Here is a 13317-nt window from a genome sequence, read left to right as displayed (position 1 = left end):
AATAATCGCTTAAAAATGGGGACTTACAGCAATATCGCCATTTTTTGCGATATGCGTAAAGCGCCTGGATGCACAATTCAGTATAAAATTTCACACACAGACGAAAAAGCAGAATAAACCAGATATTTCACTCTGATTTATTCCGCCCGTATTCACTTTTGACAGACAGAAACCAATAACTCTTCCATCCATTGATGACCCTTATCCCGACCCGCGGCATCATGCCAGGAAAGATAACAGGTCCGGCTATTCAGTTTTAAAGGCAACGGTAATATCTGTAACGCTAATGACTCGGCAAATTCATCGGCTAACCAACGCGGCGCAACTGCCACCAGTTGCGTTTGAGAGACAACATTAAGCACGCTGATCAATGCCATTCCCTGATAAGCGATGCAGCTTTGTCTGTCTGGCGTGTCATACCACGGCTGGCTAAATGAGGCATAACGATCGAGTGAAACGACCGCATGTTGTTCATTATAAACATCGCTCTCCAGCAACGGACCGCTGATACGCGGATGTTTTCTGCTGGCGACCAGCACCATTTCATCTTTAAATAACGATACGCTGGTAAACTCAGGACGGCGGAACTCTTCATACCCAATAACAAATTCCGTTTCCTGATAACGCAGCTGATGTTCCGTATTTTGATTTAACGATGATTTAAAAACGACATGAATATTCGGCGCAATCTTTTCAACGCGATTATAAATAAGCGACGTCAGAATATTATCCAGCGGGCTGCACACGCAAAGATGGAATACACGCTCGCTGCTGGCGGGTTCAAAACCTGAACCGGGCAACTCATTTTGCACCAACTGTAACGCCTGGCGAACGGAGCCAAATAGCTGATAAGCGCGCGCCGTTGGCTGGATACCGCGTCCGTACCGGACAAACAACTCGTCATTAAACATGACTTTCAGACGCGCCACCGCATTACTGACGGCAGGCTGCGACATCCCCAGGGAGTGGGCAGCCCGCGTGATATTCTGCTCTTGCATCACGGCGTCAAAGACGGTCAGTAAATTCAGATCAACCATACGAAGCTGAGGCTTAACCATTTCTATCGGATGCGGTTTATCTATTTCTATCTCTGGCATAGTTAACTCCACTGTCACACTAAACTCCCTTTTTCTTGACGAAATGCAGAAATAATCTCAGGAAATATGATTTATCATGCATATAAAATAAGAAAAAGAGAAAACATAAAAATTAGGAAAACATAAAGGCATCGTTCAGGAAAAGGCGAAAGCCCATGCCAGTACAATACGGCAGAGGCCACAGCACGATGATTCATAATGTTTAAATTACAAAAGCAATATAAACATAAGCGTGGCGAATACACAATCATGCTTTTGGTGAATAATAAATTAAGTTTTAATTAATTGTTTATATTAGTTGTGCTTTTACTCTTAACAATAATTTATCAATAATGTGTGCAACGGATTCATTAATTTATTCACGAAAGATATAAAAATAAATAAAATCAAAAAGATAAGTACGACCTTTGCAATACCTTTACCCCCCTTTCAGCTTGCTGTAGTTGCAAATAAACATGCTCAAATATGTCAAACAGTGAAAAGTATGTACGCACCTCCTGTCGATTTATTTTGCATTCGCCTGAAAGTTCAGCACAATTAGCTAAAGTACAGAACGCAAGATCCCCTCTGCATGGGAGGGTTTATCTGCAACAGGGTTGACATCGCGCAGCGTATCCAGTACCACTAAAAGCATATCGCATTCATCTGGAGTTGATTTAATGATTCGTATCGCTCGCTTTAACGGTCTACTACTACTAAACGCATCTTCGTTGCGCGGTAGACTGGTGAGCGACATTCAGCATTAAGTCAGCATCAGTAAGATTAAAAACCCGCGCCGTTGCGCGGGTTTTTTTATGCTCGAAGCAAGGCGCCCTAAAGAGACAAGGACCTAAACCATGAGCCAGCAAGTCATTATTTTCGATACCACTTTACGCGACGGTGAACAGGCGTTACAGGCTAGCCTGAGTGTGAAAGAAAAGCTGCAAATTGCCCTGGCCCTTGAACGTATGGGCGTCGATGTGATGGAAGTGGGTTTTCCCGTCTCTTCACCTGGCGATTTTGAGTCGGTACAGACTATCGCCCGCCAGGTCAAAAACAGCCGCGTTTGCGCGTTAGCCCGCTGCGTGGAAAAAGATATCGACGTCGCGGCAGAATCACTGAAGGTCGCGGACGCTTTCCGCATCCATACCTTTATCGCCACCTCGCCGATGCATATCGCCACCAAGCTGCGCAGCACGCTGGATGAAGTGATTGAGCGTGCTATCTATATGGTTAAGCGTGCGCGTAATTACACTGATGACGTGGAGTTCTCATGCGAAGACGCAGGTCGTACCCCGATTGACGATCTCGCTCGCGTCGTGGAAGCGGCGATCAATGCGGGCGCGAAAACAATCAACATTCCCGATACCGTGGGCTACACCATGCCCTTCGAGTTCGGCGGTATTATTTCCGGGCTGTATGAGCGCGTACCGAATATCGACAAGGCCATCATCTCCGTACATACCCATGATGATTTAGGTCTGGGCGTCGGCAACGCGCTGGCGGCCGTCCACGCGGGCGCGCGTCAGGTTGAAGGTGCCATGAACGGTATCGGCGAACGTGCCGGTAACTGCTCGCTGGAAGAAGTCATCATGGCGATCAAGGTACGCCAGGACATTCTGAATGTGCATACCCGCATCAATCACCAGGAGATCTGGCGCACCAGCCAGTTGGTCAGTCAGATCTGCAACATGCCGATCCCGGCGAACAAAGCTATTGTCGGCAGCGGCGCGTTCGCCCACTCCTCCGGCATTCACCAGGACGGCGTGCTGAAAAACCGTGAAAACTACGAAATCATGACGCCAGAGTCTATCGGCCTGAACCAGATCCAGTTGAACCTGACCTCTCGCTCCGGGCGTGCTGCCGTAAAACACCGTATGGACGAGATGGGCTATAAAGAGAGTGAATACAATCTGGATAACCTGTACGACGCTTTCCTGAAGCTGGCGGATAAAAAAGGTCAGGTATTCGATTACGACCTGGAGGCGCTGGCCTTCATCAATAAACAACAGGAAGAGCCAGAGCATTTCCGTCTGGACTATTTCAGCGTGCAGTCCGGCTCTAACGATATCGCCACGGCCTCCGTCAAACTGGCCTGCGGCGACGACATCAAAGCGGAAGCCGCGAACGGCAACGGCCCGGTCGATGCCATTTACCAGGCCATCAACCGCATCACCGATTACAACATTGAACTGGTGAAATACAGCCTGTCGGCGAAAGGCCACGGCAAAGATGCGCTGGGCCAGGTGGATATCGTCGCCAACTATAACGGCCGTCGTTTCCACGGGGTCGGTCTGGCGACCGATATCGTCGAATCCTCCGCGAAAGCGATGGTGCATGTCCTGAACAACATCTGGCGCGCCGCCGAAGTCGAAAAAGAATTGCAACGCAAAGCTCAGAATAAAGAGAACAATAAGGAAACCGTGTGATGTCGAAGAATTACCATATTGCTGTTTTGCCGGGTGACGGTATTGGCCCGGAAGTGATGGCGCAAGCCCTGAAAGTCCTGGAAGCCGTTCGCAGTCGTTTTGCCATGCGCATTACCACCAGCCATTACGATGTCGGCGGCGCCGCTATCGACAACCACGGTCAACCGCTGCCGAAAGCGACCGTTGAAGGCTGTGAACAGGCGGATGCCATTCTGTTTGGCTCCGTCGGCGGCCCGAAATGGGAAAATCTGCCGCCGGACAGCCAACCGGAACGCGGCGCACTGCTGCCGCTGCGTAAACACTTCAAATTGTTCAGCAACCTGCGTCCGGCAAAGCTGTACCAGGGGCTGGAAGCCTTCTGCCCGCTGCGCGCCGACATCGCGGCCAACGGTTTCGACATCCTGTGCGTGCGTGAATTAACCGGCGGGATCTATTTTGGTCAGCCGAAAGGCCGCGAAGGCAGCGGGCAACATGAAAAAGCCTTCGATACCGAGGTGTATCACCGTTTTGAAATCGAACGTATTGCGCGCATCGCCTTCGAATCGGCGCGTAAACGTCGCCGTAAGGTTACGTCAATCGACAAAGCCAACGTCCTGCAAACGTCCATTTTGTGGCGCGAGATCGTCAATGAGGTCGCCAAAGCGTACCCGGATGTCGAACTGGCGCACATGTACATCGACAATGCCACGATGCAGTTGATTAAAGATCCCTCTCAGTTTGACGTGCTGCTGTGCTCCAACCTGTTTGGCGACATTCTGTCTGACGAATGCGCGATGATCACCGGCTCAATGGGGATGTTGCCTTCTGCCAGCCTGAACGAACAGGGTTTCGGCCTGTATGAACCGGCGGGCGGTTCTGCGCCGGATATCGCCGGGAAAAACATCGCCAACCCGATCGCGCAGATCCTGTCGCTGGCGTTACTGCTGCGTTACAGCCTGGATGCCGACGATGCGGCAACGGCCATTGAAAGCGCCATTAACCGCGCATTAGAAGAAGGTATTCGCACCGGTGATTTAGCCCGTGGCGCTGCCGCTGTCAGTACCGATGAGATGGGCGACATCATTGCCCGTTATGTCGCCGAAGGGGTGTAATCATGGCTAAAACGTTGTATGAAAAATTGTTCGATGCGCATGTGGTCTATGAGGCGCAGAACGAAACCCCGCTGCTGTACATCGACAGGCATCTGGTGCATGAAGTGACCTCCCCGCAGGCGTTTGACGGCCTGCGCGCCCACGGTCGCCCGGTTCGCCAGCCGGGTAAAACCTTCGCGACGATGGATCATAACGTCTCTACGCAAACCAAAGACATCAACGCCTCTGGCGAGATGGCGCGGATTCAGATGCAGGAGTTGATCAAAAACTGCAAAGCGTTCGGCGTGGAGCTGTATGACCTGAACCACCCGTATCAGGGGATCGTCCACGTAATGGGGCCGGAACAGGGCGTGACCTTACCGGGGATGACCATTGTTTGCGGCGATTCCCATACCGCCACGCACGGCGCATTCGGCGCGCTGGCGTTTGGCATCGGCACCTCCGAAGTTGAACACGTTCTGGCGACGCAGACCCTGAAACAGGGCCGCGCAAAAACCATGAAGATTGAGGTGAAAGGCACGGCTGCGCCGGGTATTACGGCGAAAGATATCGTGCTGGCGATTATCGGTAAAACCGGCAGCGCGGGCGGTACGGGCCATGTGGTCGAGTTCTGCGGCGAAGCCATTCGCAATCTGAGCATGGAAGGTCGTATGACCCTGTGCAACATGGCGATCGAGATGGGCGCCAAAGCCGGTCTGGTCGCGCCGGATGACACCACCTTCAACTACGTAAAAGGGCGTCTGCACGCCCCGAAAGGCAGCGATTTTGACGATGCCGTCGCATACTGGAAAACCCTGAAAACCGACGACGGCGCAACGTTCGATACCGTCGTGACCCTGCAAGCGGAAGACATTGCGCCGCAGGTTACCTGGGGAACCAACCCGGGTCAGGTTATCTCCGTCAACGACAACATCCCCGATCCAGCCTCGTTTGCCGATCCTGTCGAGCGCGCAAGCGCCGAAAAAGCGCTGGCCTATATGGGGCTGAAACCGGGCATTCCGTTAACCGACGTGGCGATCGACAAAGTGTTTATCGGTTCCTGCACCAACTCGCGTATTGAAGATTTACGCGCGGCGGCGGAAATCGCCAAAGGGCGTAAAGTTGCACCGGGCGTTCAGGCTCTGGTGGTTCCCGGCTCCGGCCCGGTAAAAGCGCAGGCAGAGGCGGAAGGTCTGGATAAGATCTTTATCGAAGCCGGTTTTGAATGGCGTTTACCAGGCTGTTCCATGTGCCTGGCGATGAACAACGACCGTCTGAATCCGGGCGAGCGCTGCGCCTCCACCAGCAACCGTAACTTTGAAGGTCGTCAGGGGCGCGGCGGACGCACGCATCTGGTTAGCCCGGCGATGGCTGCCGCTGCCGCCGTCACCGGTCATTTCGCCGATATTCGCAGCATCAAATAAGGAGCACACCATGGCAGAGAAATTTACCCAACACACCGGCCTGGTCGTCCCGCTGGATGCTGCTAACGTCGATACCGACGCGATTATACCGAAACAGTTTTTACAGAAAGTCACCCGCACCGGTTTTGGCGCGCATCTGTTCAATGACTGGCGTTTTCTGGATGAAAAGGGTCAGCAGCCGAACCCGGAGTTCGTGCTGAACTTCCCGGAATATAAAGGCGCGTCGATTCTGCTGGCGCGGGAAAACTTCGGCTGCGGTTCATCGCGCGAGCACGCGCCGTGGGCGCTGACTGATTACGGCTTTAAAGTGGTCATCGCGCCGAGCTTCGCGGATATCTTCTATGGCAACAGCTTTAACAACCAGCTGCTGCCGGTAAAACTGAGCGATGAAGAGGTCGATGAACTGTTCGCCCTGGTGAAAGCCAATCCGGGGATTAAATTTGAAGTGGATCTGGAAGCGCAGGTAGTAAAAGCGGGCGATAAGACCTACAGCTTTAAAATCGACGACTTCCGCCGCCACTGCATGTTGAACGGTCTGGACAGCATCGGCCTGACGTTGCAACACGAAAGCGCAATTGCGGCATACGAAGAGAAACAACCGTCGTTTATGCGCTGATTCTCAGCATACCTGCCGGATAGCACTTCGTTTATCCGGCCTGCCACTCTGTGTAGGCCGGATAAGGCGAAGCCGTCATCCGGCATTTTTTACACATCCTTCACCCGCCCGGTCATCACCAGCGCCACCAGCGAAATCGCCGCTATCACCCAGTAAACAGCGAAATGCCCGTAGCTTTGCGCGACCGCGCCCTGAATCACCCCGGCCAGAATCACTCCCGTGGAGATACTGTTGGTAAACAGCGTGGTGGCTGAACCGGCGCGGCCAGGCATTAAATCCTGAAACCACAGCATACCAATCCCCGCCACAATGCCGATAAACACCGCGTTAAACAGTTGCAGGATAAGCAACGCCGTCTGGCTGTGAAAGAAAATCAGGCCGAGATAAAACAGTACCCCCGCAGCCACGGCGATAACCATCATCCGCCGCTTACCGAAGCGCTTCACCGAGTAGCCAGCCAGAATCATCGCCGGGATCTCCAGACCTGCCGCAGTCCCCATCAATATTCCAGCCAGTTTATCCGGTAAACCCAGCTCAAGGCTTATCCATAGCGGCATATCAATGATGTACATGGTGTTGCAGGTCCACATCAGCGTGGAGGCGATAAACAGCATACGGACGTTTTTATCCTGCCAGCCGCCCGCTTCCGTGACCGGAACATCGGCAGGCTGCTCAACGCGCGCCACCGAGGGCAGAATAAAAGCAATCAACGCCAGGCTGATGGCGAATATGCCGGCGGCAATGGAAAACATCGCCGTGAAGCCATAGTTCAGCGCCAGCATAAAAGCCAGCGGCGGGCCAATCACCCATGCCAGTGAAAGCTGCGCACGCATTACCGAGCTGAACATCACCACTTCACGCGCGGAGTTATCGGCATATTCCCGCGCCAACGCAAATAGCTGCGGCATGGCGGTATTGGCCAGCGACGCGAATAACACGCCGCAGGTGATCAGGGTGAGATAATGGCGATTGAAGGCGAACAGTAGCGCGTTGCCAATCGCCATCAGGCAGCAGAACATAATCAGCTTACGGCGATCGCCTTTACTGTCCGAGCGTTTTGCTAATGCAAGGCTGACCAGAATCCCGGCAATCGCGTTGACCGTGTAAAAAAGGCCGACCCAGAACGGCTGCGCACCGACTTCACGACTCAAAAACAGGCTCAGCGTCGGTGCCTGCAACGCTCCCGCCACGCCCATCATAAAGGCAACCAGCATAAAAGCGGCATAAACACCGTTGAGGCGCCGTCCCATCGTCATTAACCAGAGCATACTTTCCCTTTTTATGGCTAAACGCAGCCGAAACGAAAAAAGCCAGCAGGAATTATCTGCTGGCGCGGCGATAAACACCAATACTCAGTCACACATGATGTCTGCAATTCGGAAATCCGAGGTCAGGCAGTCACCTCCCACTGCATCAGTTCTTCAAGCATCTTTAAGCGCTGCGGCGCGCTCGGACAAGCCAACCAGGACAACCCTTCTGTCGCGGTAAAGTACTTCAAATAAAACTGACGCATCGAAGACCTCTCCATATTGCTTCATCAGAATCCATTATTGACCTAATATGGGGATAGTAAAATTGCTGAGTTTTGCGCAGGAGTTCCCCTTTTATGTCTTCAGGTCGTCTGCAACAACAGTTCATCCGTCTGTGGCAATGCTGCGACGGCAAAACGCAAGACACCACGCTCAACGAGCTGGCGGACCTGCTGAGCTGCTCCCGCCGCCATATGCGTACGCTGCTGAATACCATGCAGGAACGTGGCTGGTTGACGTGGGAGGCGGAGGTCGGACGCGGGAAACGCTCCCGTCTGACCTTCCTCTATACCGGGCTGGCGCTACAGCAGCAGCGGGCGGAAGACCTGCTGGAGCAAGATCGCATCGACCAGCTGGTACAACTGGTGGGCGACAAAACCGCCGTGCGGCAAATGCTGGTGTCCCACCTGGGGCGCAGCTTTCGCCAGGGGCGGCATATTCTGCGCGTGCTCTACTATCGTCCAATGCACAACCTGCTGCCTGGCACCGCATTGCGTCGTTCAGAAACCCATATCGCCCGGCAAATTTTCAGCGCACTGACGCGCGTAAATGAGGAAAATGGGGAACTGGAAGCCGATATTGCCCACCACTGGCAACAGATTTCCCCTTTGCAGTGGCGTTTTTTTCTTCGTCCGGGGATTCACTTCCATCACGGACGCGAGCTGGAGATAGAGGATGTCATAACCTCACTGACGCGCATCAACGCCCTGCCGCTCTACTCGCACATTACCGAGATAGTCTCCCCCACCGCCTGGACGCTGGATATTCACCTGTCGCAGCCGGATCGCTGGCTGCCGTGGCTGCTGGGTCAGGTTCCGGCGATGATCCTGCCGCGGGAGTGGGAAACGCTGAATAATTTCTCCAGCCATCCGATCGGCACCGGCCCTTACGCGGTGATGCGTAATACGCGCAACCAGCTAAAAATCCACGCCTTTGATGATTTCTTCGGCTATCGGGCGCTGATTGATGAAGTGAACGTCTGGGTATTGCCGGACATTGGTGACGAGCCGAACGGCGGTCTGACGTTAAAAGGGCCGACCGAAGATGAAAAAGCCATCGAAAGCCGGCTGGAAGAGGGCTGCTACTATATGCTGTTCGACGCCCGGACGAATCGCGGCGCGAATCAGGAAGTCAGAGAGTGGATAAGCCGCGTGCTCTCCCCCAGCAATTTGCTCTTCTATGCCGACGAGCAATACCAGCGCCACTGGTTCCCGGCTTACGGATTACTGCCCCGCTGGCACCATGCCCGCCCGGGACACGGCGAAAAACCCGCCGGGCTGGAGACAATCACGCTGACCTACTACCACGACCACATTGAACATCGGGTGATCGCGCAGATCATGAGCCAGCTGCTGGCTGAACATCAGGTCCATCTGGATATCCATGAGATCGACTACGATCAATGGCATGCGGGGGAGGTCACAAGCGACATCTGGCTCAACAGCGCCAACTTTACGCTACCGCTCGATTTTTCCCTGTTTGCGCACCTGTGCGAAGTCCCGCTGTTGCAGCATTGCATCCCGCTGGACTGGGAGGGCGACGCCGCGCAGTGGCGAAACGGCGAGATGAACCTGGCTGTGTGGTGCCAGCAATTGCTCGCCAGTAAAGCGATCGTCCCGCTGATCCACCACTGGCTGATCATCCAGGGGCAGCGCAGTATGCGCGGGCTACGTATGAACACCCTCGGCTGGTTTGACTTTAAATCGGCATGGTTTGCGCCACCCGACCCATGATTGCCGCTTAGCAACAAAATCACTACACTAACGCCGTCCTCAACGGGGTGCTGATAAACATACGCAAAACCATTCGTGAAGTGTATGGGCTGAGAAAATACCCGTCGAACCTGATCCGGATAACGCCGGCGAAGGGATTTGAGACTGCTTCTCAAGTCCTTTGCCACCCACTTTATGAGGTGCAAAGTGTTAAAAAAATGTCTTCCCTTGCTACTCCTGTGCGCAGCGCCTGCCTTCGCCAAACCTGTTCTGACCGTCTATACCTATGACTCCTTCGCGGCCGACTGGGGGCCTGGCCCGACAATCAAAAAAGCCTTTGAAGCTGACTGTGATTGCGAACTGAAGCTGGTGGCGCTGGAAGATGGCGTTTCGCTGCTCAACCGCCTGCGAATGGAAGGGAAAAACAGCAAAGCCGATGTGGTGCTTGGCCTGGACAACAACCTGCTGGAAGCCGCCACGCAAACCCGCCTGTTCGCGAAAAGCGGCATTGCGCCTGATGCGGTTAACGTGCCAGGCGGCTGGCATAACGACACATTCGTGCCGTTTGATTATGGCTACTTCGCCTTCATCTATGACAAAAACAAACTGAAAAATCCGCCGAAAAGCCTGAAAGAACTGGTAGAGAGCGATCGGAAATGGCGCGTGATTTATCAGGACCCGCGCACCAGTACACCAGGGCTGGGTCTGCTGCTGTGGATGCAGAAAGTCTACGGCGATAACGCACCGGAAGCCTGGCAAAAACTGGCGGCCAAAACGGTCACCGTCACCAAAGGCTGGAGCGAATCCTACGGCCTGTTCCTGAAAGGCGAAAGCGATCTGGTGCTGAGCTACACCACCTCTCCGGCGTATCACATCATCGAAGAGAAGAAAGATAACTACGCCGCCGCCAGCTTCAGCGAAGGTCATTACCTGCAAGTGGAAGTGGCTGCGCGCACTGCCGCCAGCAAACAGCCGGAACTGGCAGAAAAATTCCTCAAGTTTATGGTTTCACCGGCATTCCAGAACGCCATTCCCACCGGCAACTGGATGTATCCGGTCGCTGACGTCGCCCTGCCCGCAGGATTTGAACAACTGACGAAGCCATCCACCACGCTGGAATTTACGCCTGCGGAAGTGGCATCCCAGCGTCAGGCATGGATTAGCGAATGGCAACGCGCCGTCAGCCGCTAATTCCCGGCTGGCTGATACCCGGGCTTTCTGCCGCCGCGCTGATGGTGGCAGTAGCTCTGGCGGCATTTCTGGCGCTATGGCTTAACGCGCCGCAGGGTGAATGGTCGTCGCTGTGGCAGGACAGCTACCTGTGGCACGTCGTGCGTTTCTCGTTCTGGCAGGCGTTCCTGTCGGCGCTGCTCTCCGTCATCCCGGCGATTTTCCTCGCCAGAGCGCTCTATCGTCGCCGTTTTCCCGGACGTCTGGCGTTATTGCGCCTGTGCGCCATGACGCTGATTTTACCGGTGCTGGTCGCCGTTTTCGGTATCCTCAGCGTCTACGGTCGTCAGGGCTGGCTGGCCTCGCTGTGGCATACGCTGGGGCTGGAGTGGCATTTCTCGCCCTACGGCTTGCAGGGGATTTTACTGGCGCACGTCTTTTTTAACCTGCCGATGGCAAGCCGCCTGCTGCTTCAGGCGCTGGAAAACATTCCCGGCGAACAGCGACAGCTCGCCGCACAGCTAGGCATGCGCGGCTGGCACTTCTTCCGCTTTGTTGAATGGCCGTGGCTGCGTCGTCAAATCCCGCCGGTGGCGGCGCTGATTTTTATGCTCTGTTTCGCCAGTTTCGCCACCGTGTTGTCACTTGGCGGCGGCCCGCAGGCTACCACTATCGAGCTGGCCATCTATCAGGCGCTGAGCTACGACTACGATCCTGCCCGTGCGGCCATGCTGGCGCTGATCCAGATGATATGTTGTCTGGCGCTGGTGCTGCTGAGCCAGCGGCTGAGTAAAGCCATTGCCCCCGGCGTCACGCTGGTGCAAGGCTGGCGCGACCCTGACGATCGGCTCCACAGCCGCCTGACGGACAGCCTGCTGATCGCCCTGGCGCTCCTGTTGCTTCTCCCGCCGCTGCTGGCGGTTATTATTGATGGCGTCAATCGCAGCCTGTTGGACGTGCTGGCGCAACCCATTTTGTGGCAGGCGCTGTGGACCTCTCTGCGCATTGCGCTGGCGGCGGGAGTGCTGTGCGTCATCCTGACGATGATGCTTTTATGGAGCAGCCGCGAACTGCGCGCCCGCCAGCAGGTGCTGGCAGGTCAGGCGCTGGAACTGAGCGGGATGTTGATCCTTGCCATGCCCGGCATCGTGCTGGCGACCGGCTTCTTTTTACTGCTCAACAACAGCATTGGACTACCGGAGTCGGCTGACGGTATTGTGATTTTCACCAACGCGCTAATGGCGATTCCCTATGCGCTAAAAGTGCTGGAAAACCCCATGCGCGACGTGACCGCACGCTACAGTATGCTGTGTCAGTCATTGGGCATTGAGGGATGGTCGCGACTGAAGGTGGTGGAACTGCGCGCCCTGAAACGCCCTCTGGCGCAGGCGCTGGCCTTTGCCTGCGTGCTCTCCATCGGTGATTTTGGCGTGGTGGCGCTGTTTGGCAACGACGATTTCCGCACGCTGCCGTTTTATCTGTATCAGCAAATTGGCTCCTATCGCAGCCAGGATGGCGCAGTTACCGCATTATTACTGCTGATGCTCTGCTTTATGCTGTTTACCGTTATCGAAAAATTACCGGGGCGAAATGTTAAAACTGACTGATATCACCTGGCTTTATCACCATTTGCCCATGCGCTTCACACTGTCGGTGGCGCGCGGTGAACAGGTGGCGGTTCTCGGGCCAAGCGGCGCCGGGAAAAGTACGTTGCTGAATTTAATCGCCGGGTTTCTGACACCGGCCAGCGGCACAATAATGATTGAAGGTCAGGATCACACCACGACACCGCCCTCCCGCCGTCCCGTTTCCATGCTGTTTCAGGAAAATAATCTGTTCAGCCACCTGAACGTGCAGCAGAACATCGGGCTGGGGTTAAACCCTGGGCTAAAGCTGAACGCGGCTCAGCGGGAGAAGCTGCATCATATTGCACGCCAGATGGGGATCGAAAATCTGCTGGAGCGCCTGCCGGGCGAGCTTTCCGGCGGGCAACGTCAACGCGTGGCGCTTGCGCGCTGCCTGGTGCGCGAGCAGCCGGTATTGCTGCTCGACGAGCCGTTTTCCGCTCTCGATCCCGCCCTGCGTCAGGAGATGCTGACGCTGGTCAGCGACGTCTGCCGCGACCAGCAATTAACCCTGCTGATGGTGTCACATAGCGTGGAGGATGCCGCGCGCATTGCGTCACGCTCGATTGTCGTGGCCGACGGGCGTATCGCATGGCAGGGCAAAACGGATGAGTTATTAAGCGGCAATACCAGCGCTTCGGCATTACTGGGCATTAAAGCGTAATA

Annotated in this window: 12 protein-coding genes and 1 riboswitch; of the genes, 9 read left to right on the top strand and 3 right to left on the bottom strand. The window is 54.8% G+C overall.

Annotation, left to right across the window (positions count from 1 at the left end; genetic code table 11):
* Positions 1-152: 152 nt before the first annotated feature.
* Positions 153-1097 carry a transcriptional regulator LeuO gene (leuO, locus tag OGV82_RS22250; protein WP_012134089.1) on the bottom strand — a complete coding sequence of 315 codons (945 nt, stop codon included), beginning with the start codon at positions 1095-1097 and terminating at the stop codon, positions 153-155.
* 659 nt (positions 1098-1756) lie between these two features.
* On the opposite strand from leuO, the gene leuL reads away from it, so the two are divergent.
* The 5 genes from leuL (at position 1757) to leuD (ending at position 6615) form a co-directional block, all read left to right on the top strand.
* On the top strand, positions 1757-1843 hold the full coding sequence (gene leuL, locus OGV82_RS22245; RefSeq protein ID WP_047458945.1) for a leu operon leader peptide: 87 nt from the start codon (positions 1757-1759) through the stop codon (positions 1841-1843).
* A 90-nt stretch (positions 1844-1933) separates the two neighbouring features.
* Positions 1934-3505 carry a 2-isopropylmalate synthase gene (leuA, locus tag OGV82_RS22240; RefSeq protein ID WP_012134091.1) on the top strand — a complete coding sequence of 524 codons (1572 nt, stop codon included), beginning with the start codon at positions 1934-1936 and terminating at the stop codon, positions 3503-3505.
* The gene (leuB, locus tag OGV82_RS22235; protein WP_012134092.1) at positions 3505-4596 is read left to right on the top strand and encodes a 3-isopropylmalate dehydrogenase; all 1092 of its coding nucleotides are present in this window, start codon (positions 3505-3507) and stop codon (positions 4594-4596) included. The genes leuA and leuB overlap by 1 nt, the downstream gene beginning before the upstream one ends.
* 2 nt (positions 4597-4598) lie before the next feature.
* A complete protein-coding gene (gene leuC, locus OGV82_RS22230) occupies positions 4599-5999 on the top strand; it encodes a 3-isopropylmalate dehydratase large subunit (protein ID WP_012134093.1) in 1401 nt (466 codons plus the stop codon).
* Positions 6000-6009: 10 nt separating this feature from the next.
* Entirely contained in the window at positions 6010-6615 is a 606-nt protein-coding gene (leuD, locus tag OGV82_RS22225) for a 3-isopropylmalate dehydratase small subunit (RefSeq protein ID WP_012134094.1), read from the top strand.
* An 89-nt stretch (positions 6616-6704) separates the two neighbouring features.
* Here the strand turns inward: leuD and OGV82_RS22220 are convergent, their stop codons facing one another.
* Together OGV82_RS22220 and sgrT are read right to left on the bottom strand one after the other, a co-directional pair.
* A complete protein-coding gene (locus OGV82_RS22220; RefSeq protein WP_012134096.1) occupies positions 6705-7883 on the bottom strand; it encodes a sugar efflux transporter in 1179 nt (392 codons plus the stop codon).
* Positions 7884-8005: 122 nt separating this feature from the next.
* Positions 8006-8128 (bottom strand): glucose uptake inhibitor SgrT, encoded by a 123-nt coding sequence (gene sgrT, locus OGV82_RS22215; RefSeq protein WP_024130713.1) that lies wholly within the window; start codon positions 8126-8128, stop codon positions 8006-8008.
* 93 nt (positions 8129-8221) lie between these two features.
* Here sgrT and sgrR point away from each other — a divergent pair, with 93 nt between their 5' ends.
* The 4 genes from sgrR to thiQ all read left to right on the top strand — a co-directional run bounded on the left by sgrR (position 8222) and on the right by thiQ (position 13315).
* Positions 8222-9877 (top strand): HTH-type transcriptional regulator SgrR, encoded by a 1656-nt coding sequence (gene sgrR / locus OGV82_RS22210; RefSeq protein ID WP_047458950.1) that lies wholly within the window; start codon positions 8222-8224, stop codon positions 9875-9877.
* Between the two features lie 33 nt (positions 9878-9910).
* A riboswitch (TPP riboswitch) is annotated at positions 9911-10032 on the top strand.
* Between the two features lie 31 nt (positions 10033-10063).
* A complete protein-coding gene (gene thiB / locus OGV82_RS22205) occupies positions 10064-11047 on the top strand; it encodes a thiamine ABC transporter substrate binding subunit (RefSeq protein ID WP_047458953.1) in 984 nt (327 codons plus the stop codon).
* The gene (gene thiP / locus OGV82_RS22200; RefSeq protein ID WP_047458956.1) at positions 11023-12633 is read left to right on the top strand and encodes a thiamine/thiamine pyrophosphate ABC transporter permease ThiP; all 1611 of its coding nucleotides are present in this window, start codon (positions 11023-11025) and stop codon (positions 12631-12633) included. The genes thiB and thiP overlap by 25 nt, the downstream gene beginning before the upstream one ends.
* Entirely contained in the window at positions 12617-13315 is a 699-nt protein-coding gene (gene thiQ, locus OGV82_RS22195; protein WP_047458959.1) for a thiamine ABC transporter ATP-binding protein ThiQ, read from the top strand. The genes thiP and thiQ overlap by 17 nt, the downstream gene beginning before the upstream one ends.
* Positions 13316-13317 lie beyond the last annotated feature (2 nt).

This window comes from Citrobacter sp. CK191 (assembly GCF_030333435.1).
Classification (GTDB): Bacteria; Pseudomonadota; Gammaproteobacteria; order Enterobacterales; family Enterobacteriaceae; genus Citrobacter_B; species Citrobacter_B koseri.
This window is presented reverse-complemented; position numbering and strand designations above follow the sequence as displayed.

Coding starts and splice junctions, on each gene's coding strand:
- sgrR (WP_047458950.1), top strand. CDS start 8,222: ATGTCTTCAGGTCGTCTGCAACAACAGTTCATCCGTCTGTGGCAATGC.
- OGV82_RS22220 (WP_012134096.1), bottom strand. CDS start 7,883: ATGCTCTGGTTAATGACGATGGGACGGCGCCTCAACGGTGTTTATGCC.
- sgrT (WP_024130713.1), bottom strand. CDS start 8,128: ATGCGTCAGTTTTATTTGAAGTACTTTACCGCGACAGAAGGGTTGTCC.
- leuA (WP_012134091.1), top strand. CDS start 1,934: ATGAGCCAGCAAGTCATTATTTTCGATACCACTTTACGCGACGGTGAA.
- thiP (WP_047458956.1), top strand. CDS start 11,023: ATGGCAACGCGCCGTCAGCCGCTAATTCCCGGCTGGCTGATACCCGGG.
- leuB (WP_012134092.1), top strand. CDS start 3,505: ATGTCGAAGAATTACCATATTGCTGTTTTGCCGGGTGACGGTATTGGC.
- leuD (WP_012134094.1), top strand. CDS start 6,010: ATGGCAGAGAAATTTACCCAACACACCGGCCTGGTCGTCCCGCTGGAT.
- leuL (WP_047458945.1), top strand. CDS start 1,757: ATGATTCGTATCGCTCGCTTTAACGGTCTACTACTACTAAACGCATCT.
- leuO (WP_012134089.1), bottom strand. CDS start 1,097: ATGCCAGAGATAGAAATAGATAAACCGCATCCGATAGAAATGGTTAAG.
- leuC (WP_012134093.1), top strand. CDS start 4,599: ATGGCTAAAACGTTGTATGAAAAATTGTTCGATGCGCATGTGGTCTAT.
- thiQ (WP_047458959.1), top strand. CDS start 12,617: ATGTTAAAACTGACTGATATCACCTGGCTTTATCACCATTTGCCCATG.